Genomic DNA, 21,076 nt, shown 5'->3' on the forward strand with positions numbered 1-21,076 from the left:
GTGTTCGTCTGGTGTTGGTTGTGGTTTGGTGTTGTCGTCTCTGTGTCCTGCGGTCGTGTCGTGTGTGGCGTTGTTGTTGGCGGCGGTGTCTTCATCTGCCCCGCGCTTGGCTTCTGGCTCAACCGGTTCTTCCGACTGTGCATTGTCTTCGTTTAACGCTGCTTGCGGCTCGTCTTCCGCGTCATCATCAGCTGCGGGTGCGTCATCGGCCTCGCTAGTGGCTTCTGACTCAGCAGATTCGTCCGCCTCTGCATCGTCTTCACTTAACGTTGCTTGCGGCTCGTCTTCCGCGTCAGCGTCAGCTGCGGGTGCTTCATCTGCACCGCTCGTAGCCTCTGGCTCAGCCGATTCGTCCGCCGGTGCATTGTCTTCGTTTAACGCTGCTTGGGGTTCGTCTTCCGCGTCATCGTCAGCTGCGGGTTCTTCATCGGCCTCGCTAGACTCTGCTGCGGCGGGGGTGTCCGCTGGTGCGTCAGCGTCGCTGTCTTGCTCAGCACCTGTCTCTGATCCTGGATCAGTGTCAGGTGTTTCTTCTGTTTGCGTATCCGACGCGTAAAGAAGTTGCTCTAACTCCGCTTCGTTCGGATCATTGTCATCTTCTTCTCCCCACAATGCTGGATCATCATCCTCAGCGAGTGGGTCGGGTTCATCGTCATCCCCCAACACTTCTTCGAGTAAAGCGTCAGAATCTTCTAAATGAGGGTCATCATCTTTGTCTAAGACTTCATCCAGTAAGGCGTCACTACTTTCATCGAATTCGCCCTCGGTATCATCCCCTTCATTGAGCCAGCTATCTTCGTCCTCTTCATCACCGACAAGTTCATCAAGCAACTCGGTTGTGTTATCAAGAGAAACGTTGTCATCGTTGTCATCATCAGATAAGTCAATGTCTTGGCTTAAATCCAGCTCAGGTTCATCGTCGAGCACCGAGTCAAATAGCGCGTCATTTGGCGCTTGCTCGTCATTGTCGTCGCGCTCTTCTGACGTTTGCGCTTTCGTCTCGGCGCTTCCGCTCTCAGGCTCTTCCGCTGGGTCTTCAGCGGCGTCTCCATCGGCTTCACCTGCTAATAAGGCATCGATATCGTCGACATCACTGTCATTGCCTTCCTCGAGCGCTTTAGCCCACTCGGCGGCAAGCGCTTCATCAGCACTCATTTCCTCTTCAGGTTGCTCTGTGTCGCCCGTTTCCGATTCGTCCCCCTCGTGGGATGATGTGTCATCGGCAGCGCTATCCTTATCAGCCGGCGGCGTATCGGCCAGCTCATCCAGCGCGCGCTCCATGTCTTCAAGACCGATAGCATCATCGCTGGTAGGCGCGACACTCGATTCATTGCCAGCCATATCATCGAGTTCGTCATCCAGATCCAGATCGTCCAGGTCGGTATCATCGCCAAACGCGATATCCTCACTCGCCGTCTCATCATCGGTGATCTCTAACTCATCGTCATCTTGCGGATCGTCAACATCGTCTTCATCGTCATCCGGATCGGGCACCATGACCACAGGCATATCGTCCATATCATCATGATCCAGTGCCGCGGGCTCTTCCGTGTCTTCTTCTTGCTTTCTACGACGCGCGAGGAAGAAGAATATCGCCCCTGCAATCAAGGCCCCCGGGATGATGGCCAACATAGCAAGCAATAATGGGCTATCAAGTAAAGATTCAACCGCTGAGGGGGGTTGAGTGTCCTCAGCCACCTGTTGCTGACGCTGCTTTTCTAAAAATGCCCGGATCTCTTTATTGAGTTCAGCATCACCGCTCATCTGCTCTTTTAGGGCGCTCAGCTCGTGCTGAACCTCAGACAAACGAACCTTGAGCACATGATTGCTCTCAACCAAACGCGTCATTTCTTGGTCTGACGCTTGCAGCTGAGACTGTAAATTCTGTACCACTTGAGGCTCAGGCGCACTGGCTTGCTGAGTCTCTTCACTGGATTGGGAAGTGTCTTGGCTTGTTTGCTCAGGTTGCGATTGTTCCGGCTGGGTGTTCGTTGAAGGCGCTGGCGACGGTTGCGGACTCGGTTGCTCAACCTGTTCGCTGAGTGGCGTGGTATTTTGGGCTTGCTTACGCGCTTCATCAATTTCAAGCCGATTGATCACATCTTGGGTGCTTTCTTGCTCAATTTGCGCCAGCGTCGGCATCACTAAGGTGCTACCCGGCTGCAAACTATGAATATTGTTGTTGGTGAATGCGTCGGTATTCAGACGAAAAATCGCGCCGAGCGTCTGATACACACTCACTTGCGTATTAGGGCGCATTTGAGTCGCAATCGACCACAAAGTTTCATTGGCCCCGGTTGGACCATATTGTTGTGCCGATGCAACCGCTGGCGTTGGTTGGGGCGAAGCGGTTTCAGCCGCCATTTCATCTTGCGGACCAAGAATGCGTATTGCCGCTTCGACCGGCACCGTTGAAACACTGACAAGCGCAACCGCCAATACCCCTGCGACGGCAATAAGATGCCGCTTAACGCGATGCGAGGTTATGGTCAATCGAGTTTGAGAAGAAGACTGTTCACTTTGCTGTGCGTTGGACACACCCGCACTCCCTTATGGCAAAAATGGCCTCACTAAATATCTAACTATATCGGAAGCCATGCTAAAAACTGTAGTTTGGTGATATAAAAGTGTGTTGCGCGATCAAACTGTGGGCGCTCTGCCTCAGTTTTGACTCGATGATAGCATCGTCACACGTCGCGTATCGCCCACCTTTGCAAAATTAATGCCTAAAAAAATACCCCATCAACGGATGGGGTATCAATCAACCTAGTGTGGTGATGGGCGGGCTATCACGCTCTTTTATGGGTGCGACACTTATTGCTTAAAGGTAATCGCGAACCAATACTTCCGCAATTTGTACCGAGTTAGTCGCGGCCCCTTTACGCACATTGTCTGCTACCACCCAGAGGTTGAGCCCATTAGGGTGGCTAATATCGTTGCGAATACGCCCCACCAGCACCTTATCTGAGCCAGTGCCTTCTTTCACCTGAGTGGGGTAATCTTCCCCTTCAAAGACCTCGATGTGTTCATGCTGACTCAAGATCGCTACCGCTTCCGTTGCGTCAATCGGTTGACGGCACTCAAGGTGCACGGCTTCAGCATGACCGTAAAACACGGGCACGCGCACACAGGTAGGGTTAACCCCTATCATCTCATCGGCAAGAATTTTCTGGGTTTCCCACACCATTTTCATTTCTTCTTTGGTGTAGCCATTTTCCATAAACTGGTCGATGTGTGGTAAGCAATTAAAGGCAATTTGCTTGCTGTATAACGCAGGCTCCGCATCTTGGCTGTTAAGCAATTTAACCGTCTGCCCGGCAAGCTCATCAACGCCTTCTTTCCCTGACCCTGAGACCGATTGGTAGGTAGACACATTTAAACGTTCGATACCCACGGCATCGTAAATAGGTTTTAATGCCACCAGCATTTGGATCGTCGAGCAATTTGGGTTAGCAATAATATTACGATTACGGAAGTCACCAATCGCGGCTGCGTTCACTTCAGGGACCACCAAGGGCACGTCGAAGTCATAGCGGAATTGCGACGTGTTATCGATAACGACGACGCCCGCTTCCGCTGCAATCGGCGCCCAATGCGCAGAAGCCTGTGCGCCCGCCGAGAACAAGCCAAGCTGAACCTGTGTCCAATCAAATTTGTCGACATTTTGCACACGCAGGCTCTCACCTTTAAAGGTGATGGTTTCACCTGCACTCCGCTCACTGGCGAGGAGGTGTAGCGTGCCAATGGGGAAATCGCGCTCTTCTAAAATCTCGATCATGGTGCGTCCTACCGCACCGGTTGCGCCCAAAATGGCAACGTCAAATGCTTGTGTCATGCATGCTCCTCAATACTAAAGCCCAGCTTAGCCAGCGACTGTAACCCGAAATCAGCCTGTCCGGCTACCGTGATCGCACTGTACTCGCGTCGATCCCAGTAATTTTTCCGTAATTGGTCAAAGGCTGTACGCTGAGCGAGTTTGTCATCAGCGGCCGCATGCATGGCCCGACGAAAATCACTGTCATCTCGGCGAATATCGTAGACCAATTGCGTCAGTGCCATCAGATCACTTTGTTGCCACGGCTGTGCCAAGGCAACGTGTGGAATCGGCGCGGTGGGCAGCAGCTCACTGGCATGGGCACGATGAGGCAGGCCCAGGTGTTCACACAGTGCGTTAAAGACCATGGTAGTACCACGGGCTTTGCCTTCCAGACCATAGCCTGCAATATGAGGCGTAGCAAACGTAAGCTGGTCCATCAGGGCAAGGTCGACCTCGGGCTCATGTTCATAAACATCCAACACCGCATCAATATCGCCTCGCGCTAACCGCACTTTAAGTGCCTGGTTATCAACAATTGGCCCCCGAGCGGCGTTTATCAAAATGCTGCCTGACGCGAGCGCATCTAATCGAGCTTGATTCATGAGGTGATAAGTGGGATGCGTACCGGTCTTGGTCAAAGGGGTATGGAAAGTGACCACATCCGATTGTGCGATCAGAGTGTCAATGTCCACCATCTCAGTAAGGTTCTCTCGATCCTGGCGAGGGGGATCGCAAAGTAAGGTTTTAATCCCAAGTGCCGCAAGCCGCTCGGCCAAGTAGTGCCCCACATGACCCACGCCCACGATACCGACCGTTCGGTCGGTCAACTTAAAGCCTTGCTGTTGCGCTAACACCAGCAAGGCGCTAATCACGTATTCCGCCACCCCAACCTTGTTACAGCCAGGCGCCGCCGTACCGTGGATGCCTTGTGCGTGCAAGGCGTTAAAATCAAGATGATCTTCACCCGCGGTGGCTGAACCGACAAAACGCAGACGAGTTGCACCGTCAATCAGAGCATGGCTCACTTGCGTGACGCTTCTCACCATTAATGCGTCAGCATCAATCAAATCCGTCGCACGGATTGCGCGCCCGGGTAATGCAACCACCTCACCCAATTGACTAAACAAGGTTTGGGCATAAGGCATGTTTTCGTCTACAACAATTTTCACGTTCAACGTCCTGTGTGAGTCGGTGCATCGCTTATCGGATGCTCAATGCAAGAAAATCATTGTATCTATCTCACGGTAAGAAAACACCCTTGAACTGAGTGGATAACCCGCTCACCGGGTGGCCTCAGGCAGAAAAAAACCCGGCCGAAGCCGGGTAAATCCAGGACCTGAAAAGACCATTAACGGCTCTCAACGATAATGGTCCGTGTCTGATGGCAGAGCCTCTCTGCATACCTGGAAAAAGGGGCGATTGTATTAACCGCGATATTTTTCAATTACCAAGGTGGCGTTGGTACCGCCAAAGCCAAAGCTGTTGGACATGACGCGCGTCAGTGCTTGCTCTCGCGGTTGCGTCACAATATCTAACCCTTCAGCCGCGGGATCCAAGTTCTCCACGTTGATACTTGGCGCGACAAAACCTTGCTCAAGCATCAGGGTTGAATAGATGGCTTCGTGCACCCCTGCCGCCCCGAGCGCGTGACCTGTCATTGACTTAGTCGCAGAAATCGCTGGGCTCTTGCCGCCAAACACTTCCTGAATCGCGCCAAGCTCTTTTACATCTCCTACTGGGGTTGAGGTCCCGTGGGTGTTGATGTAATCAACCTCACCCTCTACATCTTGCATCGCCATATTCATACAGCGCACCGCGCCTTCACCCGACGGCGCCACCATGTCATAGCCGTCAGACGTTGCACCGTAACCGACAATTTCACCGTAGATGGTCGCACCACGCGCCAGCGCATGCTCCAGCTCTTCCACGACTAGCATGCCGCCACCACCAGAGATCACAAAACCGTCTCGTTCCGCGTCATAGGTACGAGAGGCCTTCTGCGGGTCGTCGTTGTATTTGGTTGAAAGGGCCCCCATGGCGTCAAACATCATGGTCAGTGACCAATCCAGCTCTTCACCACCACCGGCAAACACCACATCCTGTTTGCCCAGCTGAATCAGCTCAAGGGCGTGACCAATACAATGCGCCGAGGTCGCGCACGCAGAACTCATGGTGTAGTTCACCCCTTTAATTTGGAACGGGGTAGCCAAACAGGCTGAAACAGTCGATGACATGGTCCGTGGCACCATGTAAGGGCCAACACGCTTCACGCCTTTTTCGCGTAATGTATCAACCGCGGTGACTTGGTTCACCGATGACGCACCACCTGAACCGGCCACTAAACCAGTTCGTGGGTTAGAAACTTGCTCAGGAGCCAGGCCCGAGTCTTCAATGGCTTGCTCCATTGCCAAGTAGGCAAAGCCCGCCGCGTCACCCATAAAGCGCATTCTTTTGCGATCAATATGGTCGGCTGGGTTGAGTTTGAGATCCCCCCAAACATTGCTACGCAGCTTCATATCTGCAAACTGCTGAGAAAAGTTAATGCCAGATTTCCCCGCTTTGAGCGACTCCAGCACTTCTTTGACGTTGTTACCAATACTGGAAACAATCCCCATGCCTGTAATGACAGCTCGTTTCATGATTCTTTCCTAGACGTTAATTTCGCAGTGGATGATAGCGTTTTTGAAGCTGATAAGTGGTCAGCTTTCCTTTGAGCCAGTACAATTTGCTTTTTCCTTTCCTGTGTAAGAGGCATTTGTGAGCACTCCCTCGATCGACCACGCAAAAATCAGCTGGAATGACACGGGCACCCCCGTCGCGGAACAGTTTGATGACGTCTACTTTTCCAATCACGACGGTTTGGCCGAGACCCGCTACGTGTTCATCGAACAAAACCAACTTCCCGCACGTTGGCAAACTGCCACATCATCCCGGTTTGTGATTGCGGAAACCGGCTTTGGCACTGGGCTCAACTTCCTGGCCACTTGGGCGGCTTTCGAGCAGTTCCGTCAAACCCATCCAAACGCGCCCGTGACCCAGCTTCACTTTATCAGTTTTGAGAAGTACCCCCTGACAGTAGAGGATCTCGCCCGTGCACATCAAGCTTGGCCAGAGCTGGCACGCTATGCTGAACGGCTGCGCGCCGACTACCCTGTGCCGTTAGCCGGTTGTCAACGAATCGTGTTGGCTCAAGGTCAGATTACACTCGATTTGTGGTTTGGTGATATTAAAGATTGGTTACCACAAGTGCCAACAGGCCCTGAAGGGGTGGTGGATGCTTGGTATTTAGACGGCTTTGCCCCAAGCAAAAACCCAGAGATGTGGAACCAAAATTTGTTTAATGGCATGGCACGACTTGCACGCGAGCAATGCACCTGCGCCACCTTTACCGCCGCTGGCTTTGTGCGTCGTGGCCTTATCGAGGCCGGTTTTGAAATGAAAAAGGTGAAAGGTTTTGGCCACAAGCGAGACATGTTGGCAGGTGCACTGCCTGCTCGCCAAGCCCATGCCAGCTACTCACCATGGTATGCCCGCACACCCGCTTCAACAGCGGACGACATCGCCATTATTGGCGGCGGCATTGCCAGTGCCGCCTTGATCACCGCATTGCTGCAACGGGGCAAGCAAGTCACGCTGTATTGCCAAGATCCGCGCCCGGCTGCTGGCGCATCAGGGAACCATCAAGGCGCCATTTATCCGCTTTTAAATGGCAATAACGATAATTTAAGTCAGTTTTTTGCCCCCGCCTTTTTGTTTTCACGACAGTTTGTTCAACAACAAAACGCTCAAGGCATCGCTTTTGAGCACGACTGGTGTGGGGTGACACAGCTGGGTTACGACGACAAGAGTGCCGCTAAACTTGCTAAGATGGCCGATGGCGCCTTCCCTGAGGCATTGGTCACGCCGTTAGACGCCGATGGCGTGAGCGAGAAGGTCGGCTTAGAAACCGGGCATGCCGGCGTGTTTTATCCGCTTGGCGGTTGGATAAGCCCACAACAGTTTACCGCGGGTGTAATAGATAAAGCCATTGCCAGCGGACAGCTACGTGCCCATTTTGATTGTCCCGTGAGAGCGCTAACACAATCGAACAATGGTTGGACACTCGAGACCAGCATGGGTGAGGTTCACCACCCAAATGTGGTGATCGCCAACGGCCACCAAGCAGATAGCTTCAGCCAAACACAGCCTATTCCCGTTTATCCGGTGCGCGGCCAAGTCAGCCATGTGCCCACCAATACCGAACTCAGTAAGCTCAGCACTGTATTGTGTTTCGAGGGCTATTTAACCCCGGCTAATCAGGCGGGCGAGCATTGTCTAGGGGCCAGCTACCGTCGCAATAATGCGGACGTAGGGTTCCAAGCCGCCGATCAGCTTGAAAATCAACAGCGCTTAACCGATTGTGTCGATACAGACTGGGCACACGCGGTGCCTCTGGCGGAAGACGGACGCGTTGGCGTGCGCTGTGCCAGTCGCGACCATTTACCTTTCGTGGGCAACGTGTGTGATTACGACGCCTTGGTGTCTGCCTACCAAACCTTGCAAAAAGACAAAGAAAAAGCGGACGCCGTTCCCGTTTATCCCGGGTTATTTTGCTTGCTGGGGCTCGGCTCTCGCGGCCTCACCTCAGCCCCATTGGCGGCAGAAGTGCTAGCAGCCCAGCTGTGTGACGAGCCTTTACCTTTACCTCAGTCGGTCCTAGACACGCTGCACCCAGGGCGGATGTGGGTTCGTAAGCTGCTAAAAGGTAAAACACTATAGCGCGTCACGGCCAACAAAGAAGCCATCACCGAGGCGATGGCTTTCTTTTGCTAAGCGGTACCGTTTGCGATACCGCTTAGTGTTCCATTTAAAACAGAGTGTTACGCGTCTTTTTCCACTTGCTGTTGCAATAAATCCCACAGCGCCCCGACGAGACGTTGGTCGCCGGGTGACAGCTCACTGGCATTGTCATTGAGACTAACATCGACGCGCGCTTTCAATGCTGACACCTCATCAACACCCTCCAACTCACAGTCCGCTGCCGCTAAAGAAACGTGGCCACGTAAATAGCCACTGGCAAACAATTCATCGTCTGAGGCGGTTTCCACCATCTCATCGATTAACGCTAAAATGCGTGCTTCATAGTCTTGAACTTTCATCTTTTTAACCTTGGCTTGGCAACGTAAAGGTATCTGGCGTCAACGGCGCAACACCATAAAAGTCTCGCAAGGTATCAGAAAACTGCTTGGCGCGCACGGGCAAAGCGGTGCTTGTCGCGGTATCAGAGACATACTGTACGACTTGTTGCCGAACTTTCTCAGTAAACGCGTGGCGATCGGGCTCAACACCACTTAAATTGTCACAGCTCACTTGAAAGCGAAACCCACAGCTTGCCGAGAGGATCCATTCAATCGCCTGTGGTTTCACTTCGACGACCTCAAAGGCGGCTTGCGTGTCAGCGTCACGGCCATCCGGATGATACCAATAGCCATAATCTTCCCATTGACGACGCTGCTCACCGGCAATGGTCCAATGTGCAATTTCGTGCAATGCCGAGGCAAAAAAGCCGCGCGCAAAAATCACACGATGATGAGGATGATCGGCATCAGCAGGTAAGTAAATAGGCTCATCCCCGCCACGCACCAGCTCAGTATTGAAAGAGGCAAGAAAGGTTTGGTTAAAAAGTTGGATCAAGTCGTGATAATTGTGGGTCATAATCTTAAACAATAACAACACCCCACCTATCCAAAACGACAGATGGGGTTAAAGAAGATGAAACGTTTGGGATATCGCTATGCGCCCATTTGGCCGCGGTGACGAAGCAAATGGTCCATCAGCACAATCGCCACCATGGCTTCGGCAATCGGCACGGCGCGGATCCCTACACACGGGTCATGACGACCACGCGTCACCACATCCGCAGATTCACCGTGAACATCAATACTCTTGCCCGGCACGGTAATGCTAGAGGTGGGTTTGAGCGCTAAATGTGCCACTAGTGGCTGGCCTGATGAGATCCCACCAAGAATGCCACCGGCATGGTTTGAGGCAAAGCCGTCAGGGTAAATTTCATCACGATGCTCACTGCCACGCTGATTCACCACGTCAAACCCATCACCGATTTCGACCCCTTTCACCGCGTTAATTCCCATCAACGCATGGGCAATGTCCGCATCTAAGCGATCAAACACCGGCTCGCCAAGGCCGACAGGAAGGTTTTCTGCCACCACGGTGAGCTTGGCACCGATTGAATCTCCGTCTTTTTTCAGTTGACGGATCAGCGCATCCAATTCCTCTAGTTTGTTCACATCCGGGCAAAAGAAAGGGTTTTGCTCAACTTGCGCCCAATCGACGGTATCAGTGGTGACCTCGCCCATTTGCGCCAAGTAAGCACGCACTTGAATGCCGTGCACTTGCGCGAGGTATTTTTTAGCCACCGCGCCTGCGGCGACTCGCATCGCCGTCTCTCGTGCCGATGAACGGCCGCCCCCGCGGTAATCGCGGATGCCATATTTATGGTGATAGGTATAGTCTGCATGCCCAGGGCGAAACACATCTTTGATTTTGGAATAATCTTTGGAGCGCTGATCGGTGTTTTCGATCATCAAGCCAATCGATGTCCCCGTGGTTTGGCCCTCAAAGACCCCAGAAAGGATTTTCACCGCATCCGGTTCACGGCGCTGAGTGGTGTATTTCGACGTCCCAGGACGACGGCGATCGAGATCATGCTGCATGTCCGCTTCAGTCAATGCTAACCCCGGTGGGCAGCCGTCAATAATCGCCCCCAACGCAACGCCGTGGCTTTCTCCAAAGGTCGTGACGCGAAATATCTGTCCTATCGTGTTGCCTGCCATGCCTTCCTCTACTTGCCTGATGGGCATTGTTGTATTTTTGCGTACTTTGTTAGCAATTAACCATAAAGCAATCAAATACGCAAAGAAAATCCAGGTGAGCAACGGAGCGACTGCAAGTGTTAGAGACTAAAAAGCCAGCACGAGGCTGGCTTTATATCATGATCGGCGGGTACAGCCTCTAGTCGCGATAAAGGGCAAATTCATCCGCACACGCAACGAGATCTTGGCGACTGATCATAAACACACCATGACCGCCGTTTTCGAACTCAATCCACTGCAAAGGCAAATGACCGTATTGCTCTTGCATGTGCACAATCGAATTACCAACCTCACACACCAACACGCCATCGTCTGTCAGATAATCGGGGGCATTGGCAAGCATCCGACGCACCAGTTTCAACCCATCCGTGCCGGCGGCAAGCCCCAGCTCAGGTTCATGGCGAAACTCGTCCGGTAAGTCGTCCATATCTTCCGCATCGACGTAGGGAGGGTTGCTTACGATTAAATCGTATTTATCTTGCGGGACATCTTTAAGCAAATCCGACCGCATCGGGATCACTTGCTCTTCCAAGCCATGATCCTGAATATTGATTTCAGCGACATCCAGCGCATCGGTGGAAATATCCACCGCATCGATCTCTGCCTCTGGGAACGCATAGGCACAGGCAATAGCGATACAGCCACTGCCCGTACACAAATCCATAATCCGGCGAGGAGGGTGAGGCAAGATGCCAGCGAATTCTTGCTGGATAAGCTCACCTATCGGTGAACGTGGAACGAGCACGCGCTCGTCGACAAAAAACTCTAAGCCACAGAAATACGCTTTGTTGGTCAGATAGGCAACCGGTGTTTTATCATTGATACGTGCAATGACACGCTCAACAATACGATGCTTTTCACTGGTAGTCAGACGCGAAAAGCGCGTTTCTGAGGGCACATCAATCGGCAAGTAGAGTGTCGGTAACACCAGCTGTACCGCCTCATCCCACGCGTTGTCGGTGCCGTGGCCATAAAACAAGCCTGCCGCATTGAAACGACTGACGGTCCAGCGCAGCATATCTTGCAGCGTATGTAACTCGCTGACCACCTCTTCAGTAAAAATCGTATCCACATTGGCCTCCATCGGCTTCATGCAATTGGGGGTCGCCCTTTGACGCGAGGTCAGTACAATAAGCAGCATTTTGAGCTAGCTGAATGTACAATTCAGGTCATCACCTCGGGGACAGTTTTTTATGAGCAAAAAACCATCGATGACGGAAGAGGACTTGGCGCTATTCCGTGATGCCGTCAAAGGCGCAAAAAAGTTGAAGCAGGATACCATAAACCCACCACAACGCCAGACGACCAAGACGCGCAAACAACGTCAGTTTGAGCGACAGAGTAGCGATCATGCATTTTACTTTTCCGATGAGTTCGAGCCGCTGCTCAATGAATCGGGTCCAATGCAGTACGCCCGTCAGGATGTCTCTAAATACGAGGTCAAGCGGCTTCGTCGTGGTGTGTATGTGCCCGATATCTATCTCGATTTACACGGAATGACTCAGACAGAAGCCAAGCGAGAGCTGGGGGCGATGCTCGCGGCCTGTGTCAAGGACGGCACTCGTTGCGCCAGTGTGATGCACGGGATTGGTAAACGGGTACTCAAAGACAAAATTCCACTGTGGCTGGCACAGCACCCCAATGTGATGGCGTTTCACCAAGCGCCAAGGGAGTTTGGGGGGGATGGCGCCTTGTTGGTGCTGATAGAAGTGCCCGAGCGCTAAAGCAACCTGTCGCTAAAGAGACAGAAGCGCGTCAAGCACTTTTTACCGATTACGATTTTAAAAGCTGTCGTGGCGACATATGCGCACTCAGCGACGCCTGTTGGTTGGTGACACCGACCTCAATCAACGCCATCGCTGACGTGGCAAACATCGGCGGTTGCCCTTCTTGCACCCACTCGTTGGTAAGGTATCCGACTAAAGGCAGATGAGAGACGACCAAGACCACGTCAAGTTTCTCAACCTCTATCATTGCATTCACGTAATCATAGACACGATCACTTTGCCCAAAAGGGGTGATCTCTTCTTCTGTGATCACCTCTTTTGCATCGGGTAACAAAGGCGCACACACCTGCCAGGTTTGCTGCGCACGTAAGTAAGGGCTCACCAGCACTTTATCAATTCCTTGCCCATCCAATTGCTGGTTCAGCCACGTCGCCATCTGTTTGCTCTGTTGCTCACCATTGGCCGTGAGCGCTCGGTCGCTATCACTGGCTGCAAATGCTTGCGCTTCGCCATGACGCATTATGATTAATTTCATCGCCTTAATACCCACATTCATATGCCAAGATTGGCTGCATGCTATCAAGATGATCCGCAAAAGACCAAATAAGTGGTTTGCGACTCTGGTCACTGGTAGTCATACTTACTACTAACTTATTTACTCTGATAGTGAGATGCTTGTGCACGTCAGCCCTAACGACCATAAACACTACCGTTATATCACGCTTCCTAACGCATTACGTGTCTTATTGGTGAATGACCCACATGCGCATCGCAGTGCCGCGGCACTGTCGGTGAATGTCGGTCACTTTCACGACCCAGTCGAGCGACAAGGGCTGGCGCACTTTCTCGAGCATATGCTTTTTTTGGGGACGGATCAGTACCCCGTCATCGGTGACTTTCAGCGCTTTATTAGCCAGCATGGTGGCCACAATAATGCGTGGACAGGCACCGAGCACACCACCTTCTTTTTCGATATTCGCCCCAGCCAGTTCGCGGCAAGCTTAGATCGCTTCAGCGCCTTTTTCATTTCACCCCGTTTTGATGCCGATGCCGTAGATAAAGAACGCCAATCGGTCGACGCCGAGTATCGCATGAAGCTCAATGACGACGTGCGACGTATCTATCAAGTTCACAAAGAAACCATCAATCCTAACCATCCGTTTGCCAAGTTCTCCGTTGGCAGTGTCGAGACGCTCGCGGATCGTGATGATTCCAATGTACGTGATGATCTCATCGCCTTTTACCGAGCTAACTATAGCGCCAATCTCATGACACTGGCATTGACCGGGCCACAGTCATTGGATGAGCTTGAGCGCTTCGCGAAACAGTATTTTTCCACCATTGCCAACCATCACTATCCTGAACTTGCCATCAATGCGCCCCTGACCACCAAGAATGAGCAGCATCAATGGGTGACGATTGAACCTTTAAAAGAGGTTCGTAAGCTCACCTTGGCGTTTTCTGTCCCTGAAAGCCCCGAGCAATACCGCACTAAGCCTTTGTCTTACATTGCCCACTTACTGGGTTATGAGGGGCCTGGGAGTTTGATGTCACTATTAAAAAACAAAGGCTATATCAACACCTTGTCTGCAGGTGGTGGGATCAGCGGACGAGATTTTCGTGAATTTACCCTCGGCTTTTCGTTGACGCCATTAGGGCTGAGCCATCTCGACGATATTATTACCTATGTTTTTCAAACCATTGCCCTCATTCGGCGCGATGGCTTACAACCTTGGCGCTATCAAGAAAAACGGCAAGTCCAAGAGCTGGCATTTCATTACCAAGACCCACAGCGCCCTATTGATACCGTCAGTCATTTGGTAATGAACATGCAGCATTATGCGCCAACCGATCTTCTGTACGGCGACTACATGATGACAGGGTTCGATCGCCACCAGATTCAAGCCATGCTGCAACATATGAGCGTCGATAACCTTCGCGTGATGCTGGTTGCCAAAGGGCAACATTACGATCAGCGCGCCGATTGGTATCACACGCCTTACGCGGTGAAACGGTTTTCTGCGCAACAAATTGCCAAATGGAAAACGGATTACATTTCACCGGCACTGACACTGCCTGACCCCAACCCATATATTGCTGATGCCCTGCACCCAATAGCTATCGAGCAAGACGCCAGCGAGGAGCCAAGCTTGATTGAAGAGCTGCCTGGCTTTCGCCTCTGGCATGGCCAAGAGTCACACTTTAGCGTGCCCAAAGGCCATATCTATATCGCCATCGATAGCCCACATGCCGTGGCGACGGTGAAAAACATTGTCATGACCCGCTTAAGTGTCGAAATGTTACTCGAAGCCCTGAATGAGCAAGCCTATCAGGCTGAAATTGCGGGAATAAATTACAATTTATACGCGCACCAAGGTGGGGTGACGCTGACACTTAGTGGCTTCAATGACAAACAGCCGCTATTGCTCGAACTTATCTTGAAAACTTTCTCTCAGCGCAGTTTCAACCCTGAGCGCTTCGAGACCATAAAAGCGCAGCTGCAACGCAGCTGGGAAAACGCAGAAAAGAATAAGCCGCTGAGCCAATTATATAACAGCATGACCGGGCTACTTCAGCCTAATAACCCACCGTACCACGCTCTTTTAGCGGCATTAGAGACGGTGACCCTGAGTGACTTACCTGACTTTGTCGATGCCATGCTTGCCACCTTGCATGTCGATATGTTTGTGTATGGTAATTGGCACCGCCATCATGCCAAGGCCTTGGCAGAAACCGTCAAGGACAGTTTGCGCGTGCAAGGGCAAGCGTATCAGGAGTCTGTGCGTCCGTTGACCTTACTTGAGGGCGTCGGTACCGTTAGTTTTGAGCGCCCTCTTGCGCATGCTGAGTCAGCGCTTTTAGTGTATTACCAAAGCCCATCGACCGACCCTCAAGCTGTGGCGACCTACACCTTGGCCAACCACCTGATGTCGGCGACTTTTTTCAACGAATTGCGCACCAAACAGCAATTAGGCTATATGGTTGGGGCGAATAACTTACCGCTAAACCGCCACCCTGGACTGATTTTTTATGTCCAGTCCCCTATGGCAGGTCCTAACCAGTTAATGGCAGCGATTGATGATTTTCTGAATGCCTTTTTCATGGTGCTGTTGGAAATGACAGAAGCGCGCTGGCAAAGCAGTAAACAAAGCTTATTAGCGCAAGTGAGAGAGCCGGATAATAACCTGCGCGCCCGCGCTCAACGTTACTGGATCAGTATTGGCAACAAAGACTATCAATACCAACGTCGCGAGCAGGTTGCAGAGGCGATGGCGACACTCAGCCGCGCGGATATGGTGCGGTTTGTGGTCAACACACTCAAACCGAGAACCGCAGATAGGTTAGTGATGCACAGTTGCGGGACCGACCATCAACAAGACGCGCACCTAGATGGGACCTATCCGATTGCGGACATCGCAGCCTTCCGCGCGTTATGTCAGCGTAGTGAAGACTGAGCGCCCAGCAAACAGAAAGGGCAGCCACTGGCTGCCCTCGTATCTTCCACTTGCGTTGCCTTACCCCTCGGGATAAAACACCTGTCCCTCTTTGGCCATCACGGTTAAACGCTCACAGGGTGCAAAGCGCTCACCATAACGATTTTGATGCTCGTTGAGCAAGTTGACCACACGATCGATGCCGATATGGTCCATATAGCGGAAAGGTCCACCCAAGAACGGCGGGAAACCGATACCAAAAATCGCACCGATATCACCGTCACGCGCAGAGCGAATCACGCCCTCATCGAGGCAACGAGCCGCTTCATTGAGCATCATTAACGCACAACGTTGCGCCACCTCATGACCGGACAACTGGGCGTTTAGGGTGATATTCAGCAAGCTATAAACTTTCTTATCCACCTGCTTGGCCTTGCTGCCTTTTTTGCTGGCATCGTAGCGATAGAAGCCCTTACCTGTTTTACGTCCTTTGCGGTCATCATTCAGCAGCACATCGAAGACATCCGGCGCTTCAAAACGCTCACCCAGCTCTTGCGTCAGGATAGGCGCTATCTTAGCGCCAATATCAATGCCCACCTCATCAAGCAAAGTGATTGGCCCAACAGGGAAACCAAAGTCCAATAGCGCGGTATCGATATGTTCAATCGTTTCGCCTGCCAACAACACACGCGCGGCCTCATTCATATAAGGGGCAAGGATCCGGTTAACGTAAAAGCCTGCGCTATCACCGACCACAATCGGCGTTTTACCTTGCTGACGCGCCAGCTTAACCACAGTCGAAATCGTCTGATCACTGGTGTTTTTATGGGGGATCACCTCCACCAGCGGCATTTTTTCTACCGGGCTAAAATAGTGCAAGCCCACAATGTTTTCTGGGCGCTGGCTACCCTCAGCGATTTGATGAATCGGTAATGACGAGGTATTGGTAGCAAAAATAGCGTCGTTACCTGTGATTGACTCCATCTCCTCGACCATGCGGTGTTTAAGCGATAAATCTTCAAATACCGCTTCGATCACCACATCCGAGTTAGAGAGGGTTGTCGCCTGTGTATCACCCGATAGCTGCATCATGGTGGCTTGCAACTCGGCTTTGCTAAGCTGTTTGCGCTTGCGCTTTTTGTCCAGCAATTTGTAGCTGTAGCGTAGCGCATTCAATATGCCATCTTCGCTCACATCTTTCACGCGTACCGGGTAACCGGCCTTAGCGACCGAAACATGCGCGATCCCGGCGCCCATCAAGCCACCGCCAAGCACACCAATACGACTAATATCACCCGGCTCAGCATCAGCCCCGTTTTCTTTTTTCATCGCGGTGGTGGCGAAGAAGATGCTACGTAGCGCTTTAGACTCCGACGTCATCACCAGCTCACCAAACTGGCGTGCTTCTTCCTCAAATCCGGCTTTCAAGCCTTTATCGAGCCCCTTTTTCACCACAGATAAAATGGCATCAGCGGCGGGGTAATTACCACGGGTTTTCGCTCGCGCTTTTTTGCCCGCTTGATCAAAGACGATATTACGCCCGACCGCATTGCCATTCAGCATCCAACTTTGCCAGCTACGGTGGCGTTTTGGTTTCGATTTCTGCGCCAGCTGCTCGGCCACGTCGAGCAAAACGGTATCCGGCACACAATCATCCACCACACCCAGCTTTTTCGCTTTTTTGGCACGTAACTGTTTGCCGGTTAGCATCATATCCAGAGCGTCTGGCACGCCGATAAGGCGAGGGAGTCGCTGTGTACCGCCCGACCCTGGCAATAAGCCTAATTGTACTTCTGGCAGACCAAGGCGAGTTTTATCCCAGTCGGTGGCCACACGGCTATGACAGGCCAGCGCGAGTTCAAGCCCACCACCTAAGCAAGGGCCATGAATCGCCGCCACCACGTGAAATGGCAGCGTCTCAATGCGTGAAAATAGAGCTTGACCTTGCGCGGCAATATCGCGGGCTTGCTCGGCGCTGTCACAGGCTTCGAGCATGCGCACATCCGCACCAGCCACAAAGTTATCGGGTTTACCCGAGTGAATCACTAGCCCTTTGACGTTTTTATCATTTTCGAGTTGGTCTAATACCGCGGAAACGCCCTCGACAAAGCTTGCCTGCAGTGTATTCATGCTCTCACCCGGCACATCTATGGTCAGCCAGGCGATTTGGTTATCAGCAACCGTTAAATGAAAGGCTTGTTGGGTTTCTGTGGTCATTATTCTGCCTCCAAGATCATTGCTGCGCCTAGGCCACCTGCTGCACAGGCTGTGTTCAATGCTAAACCGCCGCCACGACGTTTTAATTCACGTAAGGTTTGGGTGATCATCCGTGCACCTGTCGCGGCAAAGGGGTGACCATAGGCGATTGACCCCCCTAACACGTTGAATTTATCCATATCGATGTCACCAATCGCACGGTCACGGTTTAAATGCTCACGGGCAAACGTATCAGAGGCGAACATTTTCACATTAGACAAGGTTTGCGCGGCGAACGCCTCGTGCATATCAATCAAGGTTAAATCCGCGAGAGAAATACCCGCGCGATCAAGCGCAAGTGGTGTGGCATAAGAAGGGCCCATCAGCATGTCTTTTTCCACCCCGATGGCGGAGAACGCATACGAGCGAATGTAACCGAGCACCTCAAGCCCTAATGCTTTCGCGCGACTTTCTGGCATCATCAATACCGCAGCCGCGCCGTCGGTAAGCGGCGTGCTATTCGCTGCCGTGACCGAGCCATGCTTGCGGTCGAACGCTGGCCGCAGCTTGGCGTAGTCTTCTAGCGTGGAGTCAGGACGCAGGTTATTATCTTGTGCAATCCAGGCTTTGTAGGGCTCAGGATAGGCAGTCATCACTTCATCACTGAGCAAGCCTTCATCCCAAGCTTTGCTCGCCAGTTGATGGGAGCGCAGCGCCAACGCATCTTGCTCTTTACGTGGGATCTGGTGCGACTTTGCCATTTGCTCGGCCGTTTGCCCCATGCTCAGCCCCGTCGAGTATTCAGCCACCGCAGGCGGAACCGGTGCCAGATCTTTCACTGAAAGCTTACTGAGCAGCTTTAATCGCTTGCTCATGGTTTTCGCTTTGCTTAAATCCAATAATGTCCGCGCCAGTTTTTTGCTGACGCCGATGGGTAATACAGATGATGAATCCGCGCCACCAGCAATCCCCACCTGGATATTGCCTGCGACCATGCTCTCTGCCACATTGGCGACCGCTTGAAAGCTGGTCGCACAGGCACGTGTGACACTGTAGGCATCGGTGTGGATATCCATGCCGGTACCCAGCACGATTTCGCGAGCAATGTTTGGCGCTTCAGGCATTTGCACTACCTGTCCAAACACCACTTGATCAATCTCTTTCGGGGAAATACTGCTTCGGTTGAGCATCTCTTGTACCACCATTTTGCCGAGGTCCACCGCCGGCACATCAGTATAAGCGGTTGATTGGCGGGCAAAGGGTGTGCGTAGCCCAGACACAATAGCAATGCGATCACCATTGCTGGTTTTGAGGTGTTGCTGAGACGTCATCACTGCTCCTTAGGATGTTCTACAGGTCTGACCACGAGTGTAACCAAATTGTTACCAGCTTAAAACATCCGTTTTAATTGATTGGTAAGATTGCCAACAGGCGCACAGATCCGCTACCAGTGCCACCACAATGGTTCATGGTAAACAAACGAAGAAGCAAAAAGAAAAATAAAAAAGGGGCCTTGCGCGAACGCAGGCCCCAAAATATTGGAAAGCAAAACGATAATCTGGGAAGTGTGCAGTGCTTTTCCCGCACCCAGATCCGAACAGAAAGTCATATCATTCAAAAAGGAAACGCCGTTCACTCAACCTCACGAGTGTCGACACATGGCCGATAACGACAGGAGTCACTTTACCGACTTGCGGTGTTTTAATATTGAAACAGATCAAACTTGTGCCGATTTTTCACCTAAGATGAAATAAAGTGACAAATCACTCGGTCTCTATAGACTGATGCAATCCATGGACAAAGGCTCATCCGGTATGACCCGACAAGCACGATACGAGGCATTGGTGCGCGCATGGCATCGTGACCTCTACCGCTATGCCTACTGGTTAGCAAAAGATCCGCATATCGCGGAAGATTTGGTGCAAGAAACCTGCTTACGCGCTTGGCGCTCGTTAGACAGCTTGCAAGATGACAAGGCAGCCAAAGCCTGGCTCATCACCATTTTGCGCCGAGAGAATGCAAGACGCTTCGAACGTAAGCAGTTTGACCATGTGGACGTTGACGATGGCGAACTGGAAGACAAAACCCGCCCCAGCGAAGAAGCGTCCATGGAGCAGCGCTGGCTACACCGACAAATTGCCGCTTTATCACCGGAATATCGTGAGCCCTTGGTCTTGCAGGTGATTGCCGGCTTTAGTGGCGACGAAATCGCCCAAATCTTGGACTTAAACAAAAACACGGTGATGACTCGCCTCTTTCGCGCTCGCGCTCAACTTAAAGAAGCACTGGACACCACCGCAACTTCAGGAGGCCAACAGTATGGACGATCTTGAATTTCGCCGCCGCCTACTTGCAGACCCTTATGATACCGATCCTGAGTTGCAAGCCGCCAAGGCCGAGTCTGAACGTCACCAAGGCTATGCGGACGATATCGCCGAGTTGGACAGCAAAATCGACCAGGCGCTTCGCGTGGAAGTACCGGAGGATTTGGCCGATAAAATTTTGTTTTCGCAAACTACCGATGTGGAACAAGGAGTCAAACGCCCACGCTGGCATCTCGCCATTGCCGCCTCGATTGCCTTTGTGTTTGGTATTGCACTTGGTCAGTTTAACTGGGGCAGTGCCACGCTGGACCTTAATCAAACGGCATTAGCGCACTATTATCACGAACATGCCTTTATAGAAGGCATTAACGAAGGAGCAACCATTGAGCAAGTCAATGCCAAACTACAGCCGTTTGGCAAAGCTTTTAATGCGCTCCCCGGCGAGGTCACTTACATCAACCATTGTAGTTTTGGGGATCAACATGCGTTGCACATGGTCATGGAGAGTGATGGACAAGCGTATACAGTGTTTGTAGTCCCGTCAGCCAGTCAGGCGCCCGCGCAGAAAAGTGACGGAAAAATGCAAGCCGTCAGCCGCCCCGTGCAATCGGCGAGCGTGATTGTGGTCGGTGAGGCGAAAAGCCCCGCCGCCCCCATTGCCGAGCAACTGCAACAGCAACTCACGCCCCAAGCGATCTAGCCACTC

At 52.1% G+C, this 21,076-nt stretch carries 16 protein-coding genes; 5 read left to right on the forward strand and 11 right to left on the reverse strand.

Translation table 11 applies throughout. The features are described 5' to 3' along the window. The 4 genes from BGL48_RS00005 to fabB form a co-directional block, all read right to left on the reverse strand. Positions 1 to 2,538: FimV/HubP family polar landmark protein (locus BGL48_RS00005; RefSeq protein ID WP_304441057.1), on the reverse strand; the 2,538-nt coding region annotated here is incomplete at its 3' end. 283 nt (positions 2,539 to 2,821) lie between these two features. Then, the gene (locus BGL48_RS00010; RefSeq protein WP_069360719.1) at positions 2,822 to 3,835 is read right to left on the reverse strand and encodes an aspartate-semialdehyde dehydrogenase; all 1,014 of its coding nucleotides are present in this window, start codon (positions 3,833 to 3,835) and stop codon (positions 2,822 to 2,824) included. Continuing rightward, positions 3,832 to 4,986: a 4-phosphoerythronate dehydrogenase gene (locus tag BGL48_RS00015; protein ID WP_069360720.1), complete on the reverse strand. Its 1,155-nt coding sequence runs from the start codon at positions 4,984 to 4,986 to the stop codon at positions 3,832 to 3,834. The genes BGL48_RS00010 and BGL48_RS00015 overlap by 4 nt, the downstream gene beginning before the upstream one ends. A 255-nt stretch (positions 4,987 to 5,241) precedes the next feature. Next, complete coding sequence (fabB, locus tag BGL48_RS00020) at positions 5,242 to 6,456, reverse strand: beta-ketoacyl-ACP synthase I (protein ID WP_069360721.1); 1,215 nt, start codon at positions 6,454 to 6,456, stop codon at positions 5,242 to 5,244. A 118-nt stretch (positions 6,457 to 6,574) separates the two neighbouring features. On the opposite strand from fabB, the gene mnmC reads away from it, so the two are divergent. Next, on the forward strand, positions 6,575 to 8,575 hold the full coding sequence (gene mnmC, locus BGL48_RS00025) for a bifunctional tRNA (5-methylaminomethyl-2-thiouridine)(34)-methyltransferase MnmD/FAD-dependent 5-carboxymethylaminomethyl-2-thiouridine(34) oxidoreductase MnmC (RefSeq protein WP_069360722.1): 2,001 nt from the start codon (positions 6,575 to 6,577) through the stop codon (positions 8,573 to 8,575). A gap of 101 nt (positions 8,576 to 8,676) precedes the next feature. Here the strand turns inward: mnmC and BGL48_RS00030 are convergent, their stop codons facing one another. The 4 genes from BGL48_RS00030 to prmB all read right to left on the reverse strand — a co-directional run bounded on the left by BGL48_RS00030 (position 8,677) and on the right by prmB (position 11,761). Beyond that, entirely contained in the window at positions 8,677 to 8,955 is a 279-nt protein-coding gene (locus BGL48_RS00030) for a YfcL family protein (RefSeq protein WP_069360723.1), read from the reverse strand. 4 nt (positions 8,956 to 8,959) lie between these two features. After that, positions 8,960 to 9,511, reverse strand: a complete 552-nt coding sequence (locus tag BGL48_RS00035) for an elongation factor P hydroxylase (protein WP_069360746.1) — start codon at positions 9,509 to 9,511, stop codon at positions 8,960 to 8,962. 77 nt (positions 9,512 to 9,588) lie between these two features. Then, positions 9,589 to 10,650, reverse strand: a complete 1,062-nt coding sequence (aroC, locus tag BGL48_RS00040) for a chorismate synthase (RefSeq protein WP_069360724.1) — start codon at positions 10,648 to 10,650, stop codon at positions 9,589 to 9,591. 178 nt (positions 10,651 to 10,828) lie between these two features. After that, positions 10,829 to 11,761 (reverse strand): 50S ribosomal protein L3 N(5)-glutamine methyltransferase, encoded by a 933-nt coding sequence (prmB, locus tag BGL48_RS00045; RefSeq protein ID WP_069360747.1) that lies wholly within the window; start codon positions 11,759 to 11,761, stop codon positions 10,829 to 10,831. A 121-nt stretch (positions 11,762 to 11,882) separates the two neighbouring features. Here prmB and smrB point away from each other — a divergent pair, with 121 nt between their 5' ends. After that, positions 11,883 to 12,413: an endonuclease SmrB gene (smrB, locus tag BGL48_RS00050; protein ID WP_069360725.1), complete on the forward strand. Its 531-nt coding sequence runs from the start codon at positions 11,883 to 11,885 to the stop codon at positions 12,411 to 12,413. Positions 12,414 to 12,462: 49 nt separating this feature from the next. Here the strand turns inward: smrB and sixA are convergent, their stop codons facing one another. Beyond that, positions 12,463 to 12,951, reverse strand: a complete 489-nt coding sequence (sixA, locus tag BGL48_RS00055; protein ID WP_069360726.1) for a phosphohistidine phosphatase SixA — start codon at positions 12,949 to 12,951, stop codon at positions 12,463 to 12,465. Positions 12,952 to 13,093: 142 nt separating this feature from the next. Between sixA and BGL48_RS00060 the strand changes: the two genes are divergently transcribed. Next, on the forward strand, positions 13,094 to 15,871 hold the full coding sequence (locus BGL48_RS00060) for an insulinase family protein (protein WP_069360748.1): 2,778 nt from the start codon (positions 13,094 to 13,096) through the stop codon (positions 15,869 to 15,871). Positions 15,872 to 15,931: 60 nt separating this feature from the next. On the opposite strand, the gene fadJ is transcribed toward BGL48_RS00060, so the two are convergent. Beyond that, positions 15,932 to 18,067: a fatty acid oxidation complex subunit alpha FadJ gene (fadJ, locus tag BGL48_RS00065; protein ID WP_069360727.1), complete on the reverse strand. Its 2,136-nt coding sequence runs from the start codon at positions 18,065 to 18,067 to the stop codon at positions 15,932 to 15,934. After that, on the reverse strand, positions 18,067 to 19,377 hold the full coding sequence (gene fadI, locus BGL48_RS00070; RefSeq protein WP_069360728.1) for an acetyl-CoA C-acyltransferase FadI: 1,311 nt from the start codon (positions 19,375 to 19,377) through the stop codon (positions 18,067 to 18,069). The genes fadJ and fadI overlap by 1 nt, the downstream gene beginning before the upstream one ends. Before the next feature lie 453 nt (positions 19,378 to 19,830). Here fadI and BGL48_RS00075 point away from each other — a divergent pair, with 453 nt between their 5' ends. Then, entirely contained in the window at positions 19,831 to 20,379 is a 549-nt protein-coding gene (locus BGL48_RS00075; RefSeq protein ID WP_069360729.1) for a sigma-70 family RNA polymerase sigma factor, read from the forward strand. Beyond that, complete coding sequence (locus tag BGL48_RS00080) at positions 20,366 to 21,070, forward strand: DUF3379 family protein (RefSeq protein WP_069360730.1); 705 nt, start codon at positions 20,366 to 20,368, stop codon at positions 21,068 to 21,070. Before BGL48_RS00075 ends, BGL48_RS00080 begins: the two co-directional genes overlap by 14 nt. Positions 21,071 to 21,076: the final 6 nt, after the last annotated feature.

This window comes from Salinivibrio sp. SS3 (assembly GCF_001722105.1).
GTDB lineage: Bacteria > Pseudomonadota > Gammaproteobacteria > Enterobacterales > Vibrionaceae > Salinivibrio > Salinivibrio kushneri.

Coding starts and splice junctions, on each gene's coding strand:
- BGL48_RS00010 (WP_069360719.1), bottom strand. CDS start 3,835: ATGACACAAGCATTTGACGTTGCCATTTTGGGCGCAACCGGTGCGGTA.
- fabB (WP_069360721.1), bottom strand. CDS start 6,456: ATGAAACGAGCTGTCATTACAGGCATGGGGATTGTTTCCAGTATTGGT.
- BGL48_RS00030 (WP_069360723.1), bottom strand. CDS start 8,955: ATGAAAGTTCAAGACTATGAAGCACGCATTTTAGCGTTAATCGATGAG.
- BGL48_RS00035 (WP_069360746.1), bottom strand. CDS start 9,511: ATGACCCACAATTATCACGACTTGATCCAACTTTTTAACCAAACCTTT.
- aroC (WP_069360724.1), bottom strand. CDS start 10,650: ATGGCAGGCAACACGATAGGACAGATATTTCGCGTCACGACCTTTGGA.
- smrB (WP_069360725.1), top strand. CDS start 11,883: ATGAGCAAAAAACCATCGATGACGGAAGAGGACTTGGCGCTATTCCGT.
- sixA (WP_069360726.1), bottom strand. CDS start 12,951: ATGAAATTAATCATAATGCGTCATGGCGAAGCGCAAGCATTTGCAGCC.
- fadJ (WP_069360727.1), bottom strand. CDS start 18,067: ATGACCACAGAAACCCAACAAGCCTTTCATTTAACGGTTGCTGATAAC.
- fadI (WP_069360728.1), bottom strand. CDS start 19,377: ATGACGTCTCAGCAACACCTCAAAACCAGCAATGGTGATCGCATTGCT.
- BGL48_RS00075 (WP_069360729.1), top strand. CDS start 19,831: ATGCAATCCATGGACAAAGGCTCATCCGGTATGACCCGACAAGCACGA.
- BGL48_RS00080 (WP_069360730.1), top strand. CDS start 20,366: ATGGACGATCTTGAATTTCGCCGCCGCCTACTTGCAGACCCTTATGAT.